The organism is Plantactinospora sp. BB1 (assembly GCF_003030385.1).
GTDB lineage: Bacteria > Actinomycetota > Actinomycetes > Mycobacteriales > Micromonosporaceae > Plantactinospora.
The window spans coordinates 3,251,042-3,267,607 of sequence record NZ_CP028159.1 but is presented as its reverse complement, the minus strand read 5'-3'; the positions used below and the strand labels follow the sequence as shown (position 1 = coordinate 3,267,607).

The following is a 16,566-nucleotide window of genomic DNA, read 5'->3' as shown; positions in this document are numbered from 1 at the left end:
CTCAGCGCTCCTCCTGTCCGAATGCCCGGTTCTGCACCAGCCGCAGGAAGCCGAAGGAGAGCACCAGGGTGACGGCCGCGATCAGCACCGAGGTGGCCGCGGCGGCGTACGGGTCGTCGGTGGCGAAGGCGTCCCGGTAGACCTTCATCAGCGGCGTCCAGGCCGACGAGATCGAGTTGGTCAGCGGTCGGAGCGCCATCGGTTCGATGAAGACCTGAAGGGTGGCGATCATGCTGAACACCGTGGTCATCACGAGCGCCGGTACCAGCAGCGGGATCTTGATCCGCAGCGCGATCTGCACCTCGGAACAGCCGTCGAGCCGGGCCGACTCGTACAGCTCGGCGGGGATCGCCCGGAGCGCGGTGTACAGCACGATCATGTTGAAGCCGACGCCGCCCCAGAGCGCGATGTTGACCACCGCGAAGAAGACGGAGTCCCGGCCGAGCAGGTCCGGTTCGGGCAGTCCGACCCAGGCCAGCAGGTCGTTGACCGGGCTGGTCGCCGGCAGGTAGAGGAACCCCCAGAGCAGGCTGGCGATGATCGCCGGCACCGCGTACGGGAGGAAGATGGCGGTCCGGGCGAACCTGCCGTAGCGGACCCGGGGCCGGTCCAGCAGCAGGGCGAGGAGCAGGGCCAGACCCAGCATGGTCGGCACCAGCAGTGCCCCGTAGCCGAGCACCCGCAACCCGCCGGACCAGAGTTCCGGGTCACCGATCGCGTCGCGGTAGTTCTCCAGGCCGGCGAAGATCTCCCGCCGGGCGGCCCGGCCGAGCCCGAGCCCGCTCACCTGCACCTTGCGCAGGCTCAGGTATCCCGCGTAGCCGATCGGCAGGATGACGAAGAGGAGGAAGAGGATCACCGCCGGGGCGAGGAAGGCGTACGGGGCTGCCGTACGCCTTCCCCGGCGGCCGACCCGGGTGGTGGCCGTGGACATCGACGCTCCGTTCGGTCGGCCGGTTGTCGTCATTGCACCGCACCGGCCGCGACGCGCGGCCCGGTGCGCAGGGCGGCTCAGCCGGCGACGGTGAAGCCGTTCTTGCGCATGTCGGCCACCGTCGCCGCCTGCATCGCCTCGACGGCGGTGCTGAACGGCGCCCGTGCCGTGATCGCCTTGGCGAACTCGTCCTGGTAGGCCTGGTAGGTGACGTTCACGTTCGGTCCCCAGGTGACCCCGGCGGCGGTATCGGCGATCTGCTTGGCCACCGGGTAGAAGTCGGCCTGCCCGGCGAAGAAGTCCGGCGGCTGGGCCAGCGCCGGGCCGGCCTGGGCGTCCCGGGCCGCCGGGTAGACCGCGCACTCCCGGACCAGCATGGTGGTGGCGGCCGGGTCGGTGTTCAGCCAACTCGCGAACTTGACCGCCGCCGCCTTGTGCTTCGACGCGGCGGTCACCCCGGTGGAGGAGCCGCCCCAGTTGCCGGTCCTGTTCTCGCCGGCGCTCCACTGTGGCAGCGGGGCCATCGCCCACTTCCCCTTGGTCTCCGGCGCGTTGCCGCTCAGCACTCCGGGCCCCCAGACGGCTCCCGGCCAGGCCAGCAGGCTGCCGTCGTTGAGCGACTTGTTCCACTCCGGGGTGTACATCGGCTTGCCGTCGACGACGCCCTCGGCGACCAGGCCGCTCCAGTAGTCGGCGACCTTCTTCGTCGCCGCGTCGTTGACGCTCACCCGCCAGGACTCGCCGTCGATTCCCCACCAGGAGGCTCCGGCCTGCTGGGCGAGGCCGGCGAACCATCCGGGGTCGGTGGCGGAGAAGGTGGTCAGGTGGTGCTTCGTGCTCTTGCTCCGCAGCGTACGCGCGGTCTGGGCGAACTCCTCCCAGGTCTTCGGCACGGTCAGGCCGAACTGCCGGAACAGGTCGGTCCGGTAGTAGAGCATCATCGGCGCGGCGTCCTGCGGGATCGCGTAGACGGCGTCGGTGCCGAGGGTGACCTGCTGCCAGGTGCCCTCGGCGAACTTCTCCTTCAGCGGCTTGGCCTGCTCGGCGATGTCGGCGAGGACGTCGTTGCTGACCAGCGTCGGCAGGGCCTGGTATTCCACCTGGGCCAGGTCCGGCGGGTTGCCCGCCTTGGCCGCGGTGAGCAGCTTGGTGATGATGTCCGCGCCCCCGGCCTGCCGGCTCAGCGTCACCTTGATGTCCGGGTTGTCGGCGTTCCACCGGTCGACGAGCGTCTCGATCTTGGGGGCCCAGGACCAGAAGGAGAGCTCGACCGGCCCGGTGGCCTCCGGCTCGTCGTCCGAGTTCGAGGTGCAGGCGGCGAGGAGACTGGCGCCGAGCACCAACGCCAGGACCTTCGCGCCGAGCGAACGGGTCATCTCAACCTCACAGTTTTCGCTGTGTCATCTGCTGTTGATCGGACAGAAACAACTGGGAGCGCTCACAGTCTTGGACCCACGATCGATCATGTCAAGGGACTCTTTAGTGCTTGTTCTCCTTGTAGATCCGTGTGCAATCATGCGCACTACCATTGGGAGCGCGCACAGTTCGGAGATCCCGCATGAGTCAGACCCCGCATCTGGTGGTAACCGCGACGGACGCACCGGGGCAGGCCGGGCCGTTGCCCCGGCTCGACCGGCTGGCGTACGGCGGGGACTACAACCCCGAGCAGTGGCCGGAGCACGTCTGGGCCGAGGACGTCGAGTTGATGCGTACCGCCGGGGTGAACCTGGTCAGCGTCGGGATCTTCTCCTGGGCCCTGCTGGAGCCCGCCGAGGGGAGCTTCGACTTCGGCTGGCTCGACCGGCTCCTCGACCGGCTGCACGACGGCGGGATATCCGTCGACCTGGCCACCCCGACCGCCGTACCCCCGGCCTGGTTCCGCCGGCGCCACCCGGAGGCCCGGTTGGTCGACCGGCACGGCGTGGCGCTGGGCGGCGGAGCACGGCAGTCCTTCTGCCCCAGCTCACCCGCGTACGCCGAGGCCAGCGCCCGGATCACCGAGGCGCTGGCCCGGCGCTACGCCGAACACCCGGCGCTGGTGCTGTGGCACTCGCACAACGAGTACGGCGGGGTCAACGCGCTCTGCTACTGCGCCACCTCGGCGGCCGCGTTCCGGGACTGGCTGCGCGACCGGTACGGCGACCTGCCCCGCCTCAACGACGCCTGGGGCACCACCTTCTGGGGCCAGCGGTACGGCGACTGGGCCGAGATCGAGCCGCCGCTCGCCGCGCCGACCGCGGTCAACCCGGCCCAGCAGCTCGACTTCCTGCGCTTCTCCTCCGACGCGCACCTGGGCAACTTCCGCCGGGAGCGGGACATCCTGCACCGCCTCTGCCCCGGCGTACCGGTGACCACCAACTTCATGCTGGCCAACTGCAAGACCATCGACTACTGGCGCTGGGCCGACGAGGTGGACGTGGTCTCCAACGACCACTACCTGCGGGCCGAGGAGCCGGACAACCACATCGAGCTGGCGATGTGCGCCGACCTGACCCGGGCGGTCGCCGGGGGCCGGCCCTGGCTGCTGATGGAACACTCCACTTCGGCGGTGAACTGGCAGCCGCGCAACATCGCCAAGCGCCCCGGCGAACTGCGCCGCAACAGCCTGACCCACCTGGCCCGGGGCGCCGAGTCGGTGCTCTTCTTCCAGTGGCGGGCCGCCCGGTTCGGCGCGGAGAAGTTCCACAGCGCGATGCTGCCGCACGGCGGCACCGAGACCCGGATCTGGCGCGAGGTGGTGGCGCTCGGCGCCGAGCTGCCCGCCCTGGAACCGCTGCGCGGGACCCGGGTGGTCGCCGACGTCGCGGTGCTCTGGGACTGGGAGTCCTGGTGGGCCGTCGAGCTGGACTGGCGCCCCTCGGTCGACCTGGACTACCGGGAGCGGATGGCGGCGTACTACGAACGACTCTGGCGGGACCGGCTCACCGTCGACTTCGCCCACCCGGAACGGCCGCTGGACGACTACCGGCTGGTCGTGGTGCCGAGCCTGTACCTGACCACCCCGGCCGCCGCCGAGAACCTCCGCCGGTACGTCGCCGGAGGCGGCACGCTGCTGGTCTCGTACTTCTCCGGGATCGCGGACGCCGACGACGCCGTACATCCGGGGGGTTATCCGGGGGCGCTGCGGGACCTGCTCGGCCTGACCGTCGAGGAGTTCCTGCCGCTGCGCTCCGGCGAGACGCTACGCCTCGGTCCGGCCACCGGGGACACCTCGGAGACCGGGGCCGCCCCGCTGACCGGGGACGTCTGGGCCGAGGCGGTGCTGCCGCACGGGGCGGAGCCGGTGCTGCGCTATCTGGACGGTCCGGCCGCCGGTGGCCCCGCCGTCACCCGACACTCCCTCGGCGCCGGCCACGCCTGGTACGTCTCCACCCGGCTGGACGCGGCCGGGCTGGCCCCGGTGCTCCGGGCGGCGTACCGGGACGCCGGCCTGGTCTCGCCGGACGGGGTGCCGGACGGGGTCGAACTGGTCCGGCGGGCGGGTGCGGACGGGAGCCGGTTCCTGATCGCTATCAACCACGCCGACCGGGACGCGGAGCTGCCGGCCACCGGCACCGATCTGGTCGACGGCAGCGTCCACGATGGAGTCCTCCGGGTGCCGGCCGGCGGCGTACGGGTGCTGCGCACCGGCTGACCCTGAGCCGGCCGCGAACGCCAGCCGGCTCCGCCGCCCGCCGGGGTACGGGACGGCGGCGCACCCGCCCGTCGTCCCCGCCACCCCGGTCGTCCGACCGCCTCGCCGTCGTCCCGCCCGGCCGTGCCCGTGCGGCGGCGGTGTCGGCGGCGGGCGGCCTCTTGACATCGTTCGACGCGGATGGTTCTGTGAGCGCTCACAGCAACAATCGCTCACCAAACGCCTAAGTTGAGCGTTACCGCAGCTAGCATCGGTCCTCTTCGAGTTGTGAGCGCTCCCAACCCTGGCGCCGGTGGGCGAGATTGGTGCCCTGGCGGAGCCGCCTGGGCACCCTGGTCGAGTCCACCGAGGAGCGTTTGTCGATGCAGCAGAGAAGACTCGGGTTCGGGGCCGTCGCGCTGGTCGCCGCCGTCGTCGTGGCCCAGCCGACCCCGGCGGTCGCCGGGACCGGCGGCGGGGTTCCGGCGCCGACCGGCACCGTGCGGAACCCCGGTTTCGAGAGCGCCGGTCCGGACGGCTCACCCGCCGGCTGGTCCGAGCGCGGTCAGCGGTCCGCCAGCTACGTCGAGCCGGGCGGCCGGTCCGGCGGGAACCGGCTCACCCACTCGGCCGACCACTCGTACCGGGTGGCGACCGTCCAGCGGCTCACCGGGCTGCGCCCCGGCGACCACACCCTGCGGGTGGCGGTACGCGCCAGCGGCGGCCAGCGCGACGCGTACGTGGCACTCAGCGGCTGCGGCGGGCCGACCCGCCGGGTCGAACTGCCGCGCACCGGCGCACAGTGGTGGGTCGAGGTGGCGCTGACCACGAGGGTCCGCACCGGGCACTGCACGGTCGAACTGGTCTCGGACGGCAACGCCGGGGACTGGGCACACTTCGACGACCTCACGCTCCGCCCGGCCACCCGACCGGCCGGCGCCCCCGCACTGCGGATCGCCGGGGCCGACGTCTCGCACCTGACCAAGAACGAGCACCACGGCGCCGTCTACCGCGACCGCGTCGGACGGCCCGGCGACGCGCTGCGGATCCTCGCCGACAACGGCGTCAACTACGCCCGGGTGAAGGTCTGGGTGAACCCGGCCGACGGCTTCAGCGACAAGGCGGACGTACTGGCCAAGGCGCGCCGGGCGAAGGCGCTCGGCATGGGCCTGTTGATCGACTTCCACTACTCCGACACCTGGGCCGACCCGGGCAAGCAGTTCAAGCCGGCCGCCTGGGCCGACCTCCCCTTCGACCAGCTCCGGCAGGCGCTCTACGACCACACCTACGACGTGGTGTCGAGCCTGCGCCGGCAGGGCACCCCGGCCGACATGGTGCAGATCGGCAACGAGATCAACGGCGGGATGCTCTGGCCGGACGGGCGCTGGGACAACTGGGACGGGCTGGCCGCGCTGCTCACCGCCGCCAGTACCGCGGTCACCGACGCCTCGCCGCGCAGCAGGGTCGCGCTGCACCTGGCCGAGGGCGGCGACAACGACGGCCACCGGTGGTGGTTCGACAACGCGGTCAGCCGGGGCGTGCCGTTCGACCTGATCGCCGTCTCGCACTACACGTACTGGCACGGCCCGCTCGGCTCGCTCCAGGCCAACCTCCTCGACCTGACCGCCCGGTACGGCAAGCCGGTGATGGTGGTGGAGACCGGGTACGGCTTCACGCTGGCCGAACAGGACCACGAGGCCAACATCTTCAACGCCTCGCTGCAACAGGTCGCCGGCTATCCGGCCACCCCGGCGGGTCAGGCCGAGGCGATCCGCGACATGGTCACCACCGTCTCCGCCGTACCCGGTGCGCTCGGGATCTTCTACTGGGAACCGACCTGGACCGCGGTCGACGGGGCCGGTTGGGATCCGGCCGACCCGACCTCCGGGGACGGCTGGGAGAACCAGGCGCTCTTCGACTACTCCGGACGGGCCCTGCCCGGACTGCGGGTACTCGGCGACGCCGCCCGATAGCTCCAGGTAGGCCGGCGTCCCGGAGGAGGTGACGGCGGCCCGCCTGGCTGGCCGGCGTACCAGCGCGGGTACGCCGGCCACCCATCCCCTCGACGGAAGGAACCCCCATGAGCGGTCCGTCCCATCCGCTCCGTACGGCCGCCGCCGCTCTCGGCGCCGTACTGCTCGCCGCCGGCCTGGTCGCCGGCCCCGCCCCGAGTGCGGTCCGCGCCGCCGCCACCGTCACCAACCCGGGCTTCGAGTCCTCCGGCGCCGGCCAGAGCCCGACGGGCTGGTCCGAGTCGTCCAGCTCCGGACAGCAGAGTGCCAGCTTCACCGAGGCCGGCGGGCGGTCCGGCAACTACCGCCTGTCGCACTGGGCCTCCGGCGCCTACCGGGTGGAGACCCACCAGCAGCTCACCGGATTGGCCGCCGGGGCGTACACGTTGCGGGCCTGGGTCCGCTCCGGCGGCGGCCAGGTCGCCGCGTACCTGGCGCTGCGCGGCTGCGGTGGCGCCGAGCAGCGGGCCGCCATCCCGACCGCGTCGAGCTGGACGCAGGTGTCGGTGACCGCCCAGGTGACCGGCGGGCAGTGCACGGTCGCGGTGGTCTCCGACGCCCAGGCCGGCAACTGGATCAACGTCGACGACGTCGAGTTCACCGGCGGCGGTGGCACCAACCCGGGCGCGGCCGTCCCGATCCGCGGTGTCGACATCTCCACCCTGCTCAAGAGCCAGGACCGGGGCGGCGTCTACCGGGACGCGGCCGGCACCCAGCGGGACCCGTTGCAACTGCTCACCGCGAACGGGGTCAACTACGCCCGGCTGAAGGTCTGGGTCAACCCCGCCGACGGCTACAACAACCGGGCCCGGGTGCTGACCATGGCCAGTCGGATCAAGGCACAGGGGATGCGGCTGCTGGTCGACTTCCACTACTCGGACAGCTGGGCCGACCCGGGCAAGCAGAACAAGCCCGCCGCCTGGAGCGGCTACAACTTCAACCAGCTCCGGGACGCGGTCTACAACCACACGTACGACGTGCTCAACGCGCTGAAGGCGCAGGGTACGACGGCCGACATGGTGCAGGTCGGCAACGAGATCAACGACGGCATGCTCTGGCCCGACGGGCGGAGCAACAACTGGGCGAACCTGGCCGCCCTGCTCACCGCCGGCAGCAACGCGGTGAAGGCGGTGAACAGCTCCACCCAGGTGATGCTGCACCTGGCCGAGGGCGGCAACAACTCGCAGCACCGGTGGTGGTTCGACCAGGCCACCTCCCGGGGCGTGCCGTTCGACGTGATCGGGGTGTCGCACTACCTCTACTGGCACGGCTCGCTGGGCAGCCTCCAGGCGAACCTGAACGACCTCGCCGCCCGGTACGGCCGGCCGGTGGTGGTCGCCGAGACCGCGTACGGCTTCACCCTGAACGCCGACGACAGCGAGCCGAACATCTTCAACTCCTCGTTGCAGTCGGCCGGCGGCTACCCGGCCACCCCGCAGGGTCAGGCCGACGCGCTGCGGGCGGTCTTCAACGTCGTCCGGTCGGTGCCGAACGGTCGGGGCCTCGGCGTCTTCTACTGGGAGCCCACCTGGACGGCGGTGCCCGGCAACGGCTGGGACCCGACCAACCCCTCCTCGGGCAACGGCTGGGAGAACCAGGCGCTCTTCGACTACGGCGACCGGGCGCTGCCGGGCCTGGCGGTCTTCGGCTCGGTGTAAACGCGGGGCCCGACCCGTCCGGCGTGGTACGCCGGCCGGTGTGCCACTGCCGCGGCGGCCTCGGCCCGGACCCTGCGGGCCGGGGCCGTCGCCGGCTGGGCGACAGCGCGCGCATAAGATTGGCAGACGTAAATAAAACCTGTTACAAGCTGTTAGCGACAGCCACGGCTCAGGATCGATGTCCTTCAATGTAATCTGGTAGACGGCGTCCGTTTACCCACCGGCCACCGGATGTAACCAGGAGGACAGGACCCATGCCCCAACTCGCCCTCTTTGCGGCGGACATCGTCGCAGTGACCCTGCTCGTGTTCGGGCTCTACTTTCCACGCCACCGGCGTCGAGACCTCGTCGCCGCGTACCTCGGCGTCAACATCGGGGTGATGGCGGTGGCGAGTTCGCTCGGCACCAGCAGCGCCGGCACCGGCCTGGGTCTCGGTCTGGCGCTCTTCGGGGTGCTCTCCATCATCCGGCTCCGCTCCACCGAACTCGACCAGCACGAGGTGGCGTACTACTTCTCGGCGCTGGCCCTCGGCATCCTCTCCGCCCTCGGCGGCGGCCCGGCCTGGCAGGTACCGACCATGATGGCCCTGATCCTGGTGGTCATGTTCGTCGGCGACCACCCCCGGCTGTTCCGCAGCTACCAGCGGCAGAGCATGTTCCTCGACTCGGCCATCACCGACCACGTCGCACTCGTCGCCTACCTCGAACAGAAGCTCGGCGCCCGGGTGCACTCGGCCAGCGTCCAGCGCCTCGACCTGGTCAACGACACCACCCTGGTCGACGTGCGCTACTCGCACCCGTCGGTGCAGCGGGCGGTCCGCAACGTCACGGTCTCCACCGGTGGGGTGCCCCGATGACCAGCACCGCCGTCGACTGCGCCCTGCCGGGGCACCTGGACCCGATCGGGCTGGACGAACTCACCGAACGCGCCGCGTTGCAGACCCGGGTGGACCGCAAGTACGTGCTGCCGCTGCACGAGGCGCGGGCGGTCGTCGCACAGGTCGGTCCGGACACCCTGGCCCTGGAGATCGACGGACGCCGCTCCTTCGAGTACCGGTCGGTCTACTTCGACACCCCGGAACTGACCAGCTATCTGCTCACCGCCCAGCGCCGGCGGCGCCGGTTCAAGGTGCGCACCCGGACCTATCTCGACTCGGCGGAATGCTGGCTGGAGGTGAAGACGCAGGGTCCCCGGGGCAACACCGTGAAGGACCGGCTGCCGTACCGGGCGGACGACGAGACCAGCCTCTCCCCCGGGCGGCAGTTCGTCGACGGGGTACTCGCGCGGGAGTCGATCGAGATCGGCGACCGGGTCTTCGCCCCCGTCCTCGTCACCAGGTACCGGCGCAGCACCCTCTTCCTGGCCGCGACGGTGAGCCGGGTGACCATCGACACCGAGCTGACCTGGGAGGGCGACGACGGGCCGCTCCAGTTGCCGGGACTGGCCGTGGTCGAGACCAAGACCGGGTCGACCGCGTCCTGGGTGGACCGCCTGCTCTGGGCCCGGGGCCACCGGCCGACCCGGATCTCCAAGTACGCCACCGGGCTGGCCGCGCTCCGACCGGACCTGCCGTCCGCACCCTGGCGCCGCACCCTGCGCCGGCACTTCACCTTCATCGGGGCCACCGACGGCCACCGGTCCCACCTCGACGTCGACCGGTCCGGCCTCAGCCTCGTGGCGAGTGCGGTCCGTCCCGCGAACAGCTCTGGAACGGAGTAGGGAAGATGCGCACACTCGGCTACTACCTGGCGGGCGTCCTGGTCGCCGCGGCGATCGGCCCGGCGGCGGGGCCCGCTCCGGGATGGGGCGACAGCTCCGACCGTCCGGCGTCGGTCGCCCAGGAGACGGCGGCCCAGACCGGCGGCGGGGCCGCCGCCGGGGCGGCGGGCGGCAGCACCGACGCGGCGGCGGAGGCCCAGGCGGACCCGACCGGCGACATCACGTTCTCGGTGCCGAGCGGCACCTTCCAGGGCGAGGTCTCGGTCGCGCTGGGCAGCACGGTGAGCGGGGCGGAGGTCCGGTACACCACCGACGGCCAACCGCCCAGCGCCAGTTCGCCGGTCTACTCCGGCACTCCGCTGCGGTTCACCCGTACCACGCAGGTGCGGGCCCAGGCGTACCTGAGCGGGGCCCCGACCGGCGAGCCCGGCACCGCGATGTACGTCGCCCGCGCGGTGAACACCGCGCACGACCTGCCGGTACTGCTGCTCGACGCGTACGGGCGGGGCGCACCGGGGCGGGACTACATCGACACCGCCGTCATGCAGTTCTCCCCGGTGAACGGGACGACCTCGCTCTCCGCCGCTCCCAGCCTGGTCAGCCGGGGCGGCTTCCACCTGCGCGGGCAGTCCAGCGCGATGTTCCCGAAGACGCCGTACCGGCTGGAGTTGCGGGACAACGCCGACGACGACGTCGACCTGCCGCTGCTGGGCATGCCGGCCGACTCCGACTGGGTGCTGCGCGGCCCGTACAGCGACAAGGCGCTGATCCGGGACGCCTTCATGCACGGCCTGGGCCAGGACATGGGCCTGTACGCCCCGCGCTACGCCTTCGCCGAGGTGTACGTGAACACCGACGCGAACCCGGTCGCCGCGAACGACTACCTCGGGGTCTACCTGATCGTCGAGACCATCAAGAACTCGAAGAACCGGCTCGACCTGAAGCAGCTCGACGAGGACGACGTCACGCTGCCGAAGCTGACCGGCGGATACATCTTCAAGTTCGAGTGGATGGCGGCGGAGGAGCCGACCCTGCCCTGCCAGGGCGCGGACGCGACCTGCTGGCACTACCTGGAGGTGGTCGACCCGGACCCGCTGCAACCCGCGCAGGCGGAGTGGCTGCGGCAGCACATCCAACAGTTCCACGACCTGCTGCGCAGTCCCGGATTCGCCGATCCGGTGACCGGATATTCGTCCTTCATCGACGTCGACTCCTTCGTCGACCAGCTCATCATCAACGAGTTCGGTCGGGGCATGGATGCCTACCTGCGCAGCGCGTACTTCCACAAGGACCGGGACAGCAAGATCGTCGCCGGTCCGCTCTGGGACTTCGACCTGACCTTCGGGGTGGGCGGCTTCTTCCAGAACGACCAGATCGCCGGCTGGCAGCACCAGCAGACCCGTACCCCGAGCGCGAACGACTGGTTCCAGCGGCTGCTCCAGGATCCGGCCTTCGTCAACCGGGTCAAGGTCCGCTGGCAGCAGCTCCGCCAGGGGGTACTCTCCAACGCCCAGCTCCAGGCCCGGATCGACCGGTTGACCGCCCCGCTGACCGCCGCCGCGCAGCGGAACTTCCAGCGCTGGCCGAACCTCAGCACCCGGATGGTCGGCCCGTTCATCACGCCGACCTCGCCGACCTGGCAGGGACAGGTGCAGTTCATGCGGGACTGGATGTTCCAGCGGGCGGCGTGGCTGGACACCACCGGCGGCTGGGGCTCCGGCGGGACCAACCCGACCACTCCGCCGACCACCAGGCCGCCGACCCCGCCGGCCACCACCCCGCCGGCCAGCGGCCCGACGTGTACGGCCGCCTACAGCGTCACCGGTCAGTGGACCGGCGGCTTCCAGGCCAGCGTACGGGTCACCGCCGGTTCGGCCGCGATCACCGGCTGGCGGGTCAACTGGACGTACGCCAACGGGCAGACGGTCAGCCAGTCCTGGGAGGCGACCGTGACCAGCAGCGGTGCGACGGTGACCGCGACCAATGCCGCGCACAACGGGGCGCTCGGCGCCGGGGCGAGCACCACCTTCGGGTTCCTCGGCACCTGGAACGGCACGAACAGCCTGCCCACACCCACCTGTACGGCGTCCTGACCACCCGCCGCGGATAGCGGCACTCCTGCCGGCGTCGGCCTCTTGGCCGGCGCCGGCAGTGTGTTCCGGGTCACCCCGAGGAATCATCCGTGGCTGCGGACGTGTTGTCGTCGATAGTTTCCCGATATATCGTTGAGCTATCAACGACAGTCTGAAGGAGGCCCACGTGGGTTTTCACCGAGGGTTCCACGCGATGCACGAGGCCCGGATGCGCGGCTTCGGCTTCCCGCCCGGCGGCTACGGCCACGGAGGCGGCCACGGCCGGGGTGGCGGCCGGGGACGCGGCGGCGGCCGGGGACGGCGACCGAACGTCCGCGCCGCCGTACTCGCCCTGCTGACCGAGCGCCCGATGCACGGCTACGAGATGATCCAGGAGCTGGACTCGCGTACCGGCGGCGCCTGGCGGCCGAGCCCGGGGTCGATCTATCCGACCCTGCAACTCCTGGAGGACGAGGGCCTGATCGCGGCCAGCACCGAGTCGAGCGGCGGCCGACGCCGCTTCGGGCTCACCGAGGCCGGGCAGGCGGAGGCCACTCAGGCGGCCGCGCAGCCGCCGTGGGCCGAGTTCGCCCAGGACACCATCAACAGTTGGCACGACATCCGGGAAGCCGGCTTCCAGGCGATGAACGCGCTGCGTCAGGTGATGATGACCGGCACCGACGACCAGCGGGAACGGGCCGCCCAGGTGCTCGACGAGACCCGGCGCAAGCTCTACGCCATCCTCGCCGAGTCGGATTCCGAGTCGGCGGAGTGAGCCGAAGCTCGGCCGGGCCGGCGGTTCCGCGCCGCGCCCGGCCGAGCGCAACGCTCAGCGCACCGTCACGATCGGCCCGACGACGGTCAGTGCACCGTCACGATGGGCTTGGCGACCAGGTCGCGCAGCTCCTCGGGCAGTTCGGCACCCATCTCGTCGGCGAGCCGGACGGCCTCCTCGATCAGGGTCTCCACGATCTGACCCTCGGGCACGGTCTTGATGACCTGGCCCTTGACGAAGATCTGCCCCTTGCCGTTGCCGGAGGCCACCCCGAGATCCGCTTCCCGCGCCTCGCCGGGACCATTGACCACGCAGCCCATCACCGCCACCCGCAACGGCACCGGCAGCCCCTCCAGGCCGGCGGTGACCTCCTCGGCCAGCTTGTAGACGTCGACCTGGGCCCGGCCGCAGGACGGACAGGAGACGATCTCCAGGCCGCGCTCGCGCAGTCCGAGCGACTCCAGGATGGCGGCGCCGACCTTGATCTCCTCGACCGGTGGCGCGGAGAGCGAGACCCGGATGGTGTCGCCGATCCCCTCCGCGAGCAGCGCCCCGAAGGCGACCGCCGACTTGACGGTGCCCTGGAACGCCGGACCCGCCTCGGTCACCCCGAGGTGCAGCGGATAGTCGCACTGCTCGGCCAACTGCCGGTACGCCCGGATCATCACCACCGGGTCGTTGTGCTTGACCGAGATCTTGATGTCCCGGAAGCCGTGCTCCTCGAAGAGCGAGCATTCCCAGAGCGCCGACTCGACCAGCGCCTCGGCGGTGGCCTTGCCGTACTTCGCCAGCAGGCGCTTGTCCAGCGAGCCGGCGTTGACCCCGATCCGGATCGGTATCCCGGCCGCCGAGGCCGCCGCCGCGATCTCCTTGACCTTGTCGTCGAACTGCCGGATGTTGCCCGGGTTCACCCGGACCGCCGCGCAGCCGGCGTCGATCGCCGCGAAGACGTACTTCGGCTGGAAGTGGATGTCGGCGATCACCGGGATCTGCGACTTCTTCGCGATCGCCGGCAGCGCCTCCACGTCGTCCTGGGACGGCACCGCCACCCGGACGATCTGGCAGCCGGAGGCGGTCAGCTCGGCGATCTGCTGGAGCGTCGAGTTGACGTCGGCGGTCAGCGTGGTGGTCATCGACTGCACGGAGACCGGGGCGCCGCCGCCGACCAGCACGGAACCGACCTTGATCTGCCGGCTGGCCCGCCGGGTCGCCAGCGGTGGCGGCGGTACGGCGGGCATGCCGAGGCTGACGGCGGTCACTCTGTCTTCACCTCTGGATCAGGGTTATCGGATTGACCACGTCGGCGGTGATGGTGAGCAGCGTGAACGCGCCGCCGATCAGGATCAAAGCGTACGTTACGGGCATCAGTTTGAAGTAGTCGACCCGCCCCGGATCGGGCTTGCCGAGTCGGGCGAAGAGCCAGGACCGGGCCCGTTCGAACCAGGCGATGGCGATGTGTCCACCGTCCATCGGCAGCAGCGGGAGCAGGTTGAAGACGCCGATGAAGAAGTTCAGCGAGATGAAGAGGAGGACGAAGACCTCCCAGAGGCCGTGCTGCACCGCCTCGCCACCGAGCCGGCTCGCCCCGACCACGCTGATCGGGGTGTCGATGTCCCGCTCCTCGCCGGTGATCGACGCCCAGAGGGCCGGAACCTTCTGCGGGATCCGTTGCAGCGCCTTGACGGTGTTGACCGCCATCTCGCCGGTGAAGTCGGCGGTGGCGCCGAAGGCACCGATCGGGCTGTAGGTGATCGTCGGCGGGGTACCGAGCCCGACGCCGAGAGCCGAAACCGGACCGGCCGGCCCGTCCGCCTGGTCCTGCGGCGGGCGCTGCACCTCGGCCAGGTTGACCTGGGCCTTCTGGGTCGCGCCGTCCCGCAGGTAGGTCACCTCCACCGGGCCGGGCTTGGTCGCCCGCACCGCGTCCAGCATCTGACCCCAGTTGGCCACCGGGATGGTGCCGATGCCGGTGATCACGTCACCGTCGCGCAGGCTGGCCTGGCCCGCCGGGCTCGCCGGGTCGCCGGCCTGGCAGGCCCGGGCCGCGTTCTCCTTGACCACGCAGGGCGCGATCTCGATCCGGGCCGGCTCGTTGCGGATCTCGGCGGTGGTGGTCGGGTAGTCGGGGTTGGGCAGCCCCATGAAGATGGCGGCGAACCAGAGGGTGACGATGGCGAGGGTGAAGTGCGCCACCGAGCCGGCGGCCATCACCGCGGTCCGCTTCCAGAGCGGGTACCGCCACATCACCCGGGGCTCGTCCGCCGGGTCGACGTCGTCGTCCTGCGGCGTCATGCCGACGATCTTGCAGAAGCCACCCAGCGGGATCGCCTTGATGCCGTATTCGGTCTCACCTCGCCGAAACGACCAGACGGTGGGGCCGAAGCCGACGAAGTAGCGGGTGACCTTCATCCCGAACCGCTTGGCCACGAGCATGTGCCCGGCCTCGTGCAGGCTCACCGAGATCAGGATCCCCAGGGCGAACGCCACCACCCCGAGCAGATACAGCATCAGGCTCCTTCCACCGCTTCCGCGATGATCTCCTGGGCGTGCGCCCGCGCCCAGGACTCGGCGGCGAGCACCTCCTCGACGTTACCCGGTTCGGCAAAATCCGGGGCCGCCTCCAACACCCGCTCCAGCGTGTCGACGATGCCGAGGAACGGCAACCGGCCGGCGAGGAAGGCGGCGACGCACTCCTCGTTCGCCGCGTTGTAGATCGCCGGGCGGCAGCGGCCGGCCGCGCCGGCCTGCTTCGCCAGGCGTACGGCCGGGAACGCCGACTCGTCCAGCGGCTCGAAGCGCCAGCTCTGGGCCGCCGTCCAGTCGACTGCCGGAGTGGCCCCGCCGACCCGGTCCGGCCAGCCGAGGGCGAGCGCGATCGGCAGCCGCATGTCGGGCGGGCTGGCCTGGGCCAGCGTCGAGCCGTCGACGAACTCGACCATCGAGTGGATCATCGACTGCGGGTGCACCACCACGTCGATCTGGTCGTACGGCACGCCGAACAGCTCGTGGGTCTCGATTACCTCCAGCGCCTTGTTCACCAGGTTGGCGCAGTTGATCGTGACCACCGGCCCCATGTTCCAGGTCGGGTGCGCGAGCGCCTGCTCGGGGGTGACGGCGGTCAGCTCGTTCCGCGCCCGGCCCCGGAACGGCCCGCCGCTGGCGGTGAGGATCAGCCGGCGCACCTCGGCCCGGCTGCCGCCGCGCAGGCACTGGGCCAGCGCCGAGTGCTCGGAGTCGACCGGCACGATCTGGTCCGCTCGCTGGAGGGCGGCCCGGACCACCGGACCTCCGGCCACCAGCGACTCCTTGTTGGCCAGCGCGAGGGTACGCCCGGCGCGCAGCGCGGCCAGCGTCGGCGCCAGCCCGAGGGAACCGACGACACCGTTGAGCACGATGTCGCAGGGCCACTCGGCCAACTCGGTCATCGCGGCCGGACCGGCAACGATCTTGGGAAGCTTGAAGTCGCCGCTGGCCCAGCCGCGCTTGGCGGCCTCGGCGTAGAAGGCGAGTTGCAGGTCCTGCGCGGCGGATGCCTTGGCGACGCCGACCGCCTCCACCCCGAGTTCCAGGGCCTGGGCGGCGAGCTGGGCCACGTTGCCGCCACCGGCGCCGAGCGCGACCACCCGGAACCGGTCGGGGTTGCGCCGGACGATGTCGATCGCCTGGGTGCCGATCGAGCCGGTAGAACCGAGCAGGACGATCTCGCGGGGAGAACTCACCCGGCCATTCTCCCTGACCGGTCCTGGACGTCCGCTGGGAGCCTTGGCTTTCCCGGTGTCAGG

The 16,566-nt window shown here is 71.2% G+C and carries 12 protein-coding genes; 7 read left to right on the top strand and 5 right to left on the bottom strand.

The features are described from left to right. Position 1: 1 nt before the first annotated feature. Positions 2–934, bottom strand: a complete 933-nt coding sequence (locus C6W10_RS14260; protein WP_107258500.1) for a carbohydrate ABC transporter permease — start codon at positions 932–934, stop codon at positions 2–4. A gap of 77 nt (positions 935–1,011) precedes the next feature. After that, entirely contained in the window at positions 1,012–2,310 is a 1,299-nt protein-coding gene (locus C6W10_RS14255) for an ABC transporter substrate-binding protein (protein WP_107258499.1), read from the bottom strand. A 182-nt stretch (positions 2,311–2,492) separates the two neighbouring features. Here C6W10_RS14255 and C6W10_RS14250 point away from each other — a divergent pair, with 182 nt between their 5' ends. The 7 genes from C6W10_RS14250 (at position 2,493) to C6W10_RS14220 (ending at position 12,784) form a co-directional block, all read left to right on the top strand. Next, complete coding sequence (locus C6W10_RS14250) at positions 2,493–4,568, top strand: beta-galactosidase (protein ID WP_107258498.1); 2,076 nt, start codon at positions 2,493–2,495, stop codon at positions 4,566–4,568. A 362-nt stretch (positions 4,569–4,930) separates the two neighbouring features. Further along, entirely contained in the window at positions 4,931–6,520 is a 1,590-nt protein-coding gene (locus C6W10_RS14245; RefSeq protein ID WP_107263935.1) for an arabinogalactan endo-1,4-beta-galactosidase, read from the top strand. 107 nt (positions 6,521–6,627) lie between these two features. After that, positions 6,628–8,217 (top strand): arabinogalactan endo-1,4-beta-galactosidase, encoded by a 1,590-nt coding sequence (locus C6W10_RS14240; protein ID WP_107258497.1) that lies wholly within the window; start codon positions 6,628–6,630, stop codon positions 8,215–8,217. Between the two features lie 254 nt (positions 8,218–8,471). Continuing rightward, positions 8,472–9,074: a DUF4956 domain-containing protein gene (locus C6W10_RS14235; protein ID WP_107258496.1), complete on the top strand. Its 603-nt coding sequence runs from the start codon at positions 8,472–8,474 to the stop codon at positions 9,072–9,074. Beyond that, positions 9,071–9,937: a polyphosphate polymerase domain-containing protein gene (locus C6W10_RS14230; protein ID WP_107258495.1), complete on the top strand. Its 867-nt coding sequence runs from the start codon at positions 9,071–9,073 to the stop codon at positions 9,935–9,937. Before C6W10_RS14235 ends, C6W10_RS14230 begins: the two co-directional genes overlap by 4 nt. Positions 9,938–9,942: 5 nt before the next feature. Next, positions 9,943–12,030 carry a CotH kinase family protein gene (locus tag C6W10_RS14225; protein WP_107258494.1) on the top strand — a complete coding sequence of 696 codons (2,088 nt, stop codon included), beginning with the start codon at positions 9,943–9,945 and terminating at the stop codon, positions 12,028–12,030. Between the two features lie 166 nt (positions 12,031–12,196). Next, positions 12,197–12,784, top strand: a complete 588-nt coding sequence (locus C6W10_RS14220) for a PadR family transcriptional regulator (RefSeq protein WP_107258493.1) — start codon at positions 12,197–12,199, stop codon at positions 12,782–12,784. Between the two features lie 86 nt (positions 12,785–12,870). On the opposite strand, the gene ispG is transcribed toward C6W10_RS14220, so the two are convergent. From ispG to dxr, 3 genes are read right to left on the bottom strand one after another with little or no spacing between them, the layout of a single operon-like run. Continuing rightward, complete coding sequence (gene ispG / locus C6W10_RS14215; RefSeq protein WP_107258492.1) at positions 12,871–14,043, bottom strand: flavodoxin-dependent (E)-4-hydroxy-3-methylbut-2-enyl-diphosphate synthase; 1,173 nt, start codon at positions 14,041–14,043, stop codon at positions 12,871–12,873. Between the two features lie 7 nt (positions 14,044–14,050). Further along, on the bottom strand, positions 14,051–15,292 hold the full coding sequence (locus C6W10_RS14210) for an RIP metalloprotease (protein WP_107258491.1): 1,242 nt from the start codon (positions 15,290–15,292) through the stop codon (positions 14,051–14,053). Then, positions 15,292–16,503 carry a 1-deoxy-D-xylulose-5-phosphate reductoisomerase gene (gene dxr / locus C6W10_RS14205; protein ID WP_107258490.1) on the bottom strand — a complete coding sequence of 404 codons (1,212 nt, stop codon included), beginning with the start codon at positions 16,501–16,503 and terminating at the stop codon, positions 15,292–15,294. The genes C6W10_RS14210 and dxr overlap by 1 nt, the downstream gene beginning before the upstream one ends. Positions 16,504–16,566: the final 63 nt, after the last annotated feature.

Bases quoted from the DNA above. Each gene is read 5' to 3' on its own strand.
- C6W10_RS14260 (WP_107258500.1), bottom strand. From the start codon at position 934: ATGTCCACGGCCACCACCCGGGTCGGCCGCCGGGGAAGGCGTACGGCA.
- C6W10_RS14255 (WP_107258499.1), bottom strand. From the start codon at position 2,310: ATGACCCGTTCGCTCGGCGCGAAGGTCCTGGCGTTGGTGCTCGGCGCC.
- C6W10_RS14250 (WP_107258498.1), top strand. From the start codon at position 2,493: ATGAGTCAGACCCCGCATCTGGTGGTAACCGCGACGGACGCACCGGGG.
- C6W10_RS14245 (WP_107263935.1), top strand. From the start codon at position 4,931: ATGCAGCAGAGAAGACTCGGGTTCGGGGCCGTCGCGCTGGTCGCCGCC.
- C6W10_RS14240 (WP_107258497.1), top strand. From the start codon at position 6,628: ATGAGCGGTCCGTCCCATCCGCTCCGTACGGCCGCCGCCGCTCTCGGC.
- C6W10_RS14235 (WP_107258496.1), top strand. From the start codon at position 8,472: ATGCCCCAACTCGCCCTCTTTGCGGCGGACATCGTCGCAGTGACCCTG.
- C6W10_RS14230 (WP_107258495.1), top strand. From the start codon at position 9,071: ATGACCAGCACCGCCGTCGACTGCGCCCTGCCGGGGCACCTGGACCCG.
- C6W10_RS14225 (WP_107258494.1), top strand. From the start codon at position 9,943: ATGCGCACACTCGGCTACTACCTGGCGGGCGTCCTGGTCGCCGCGGCG.
- C6W10_RS14210 (WP_107258491.1), bottom strand. From the start codon at position 15,292: ATGCTGTATCTGCTCGGGGTGGTGGCGTTCGCCCTGGGGATCCTGATC.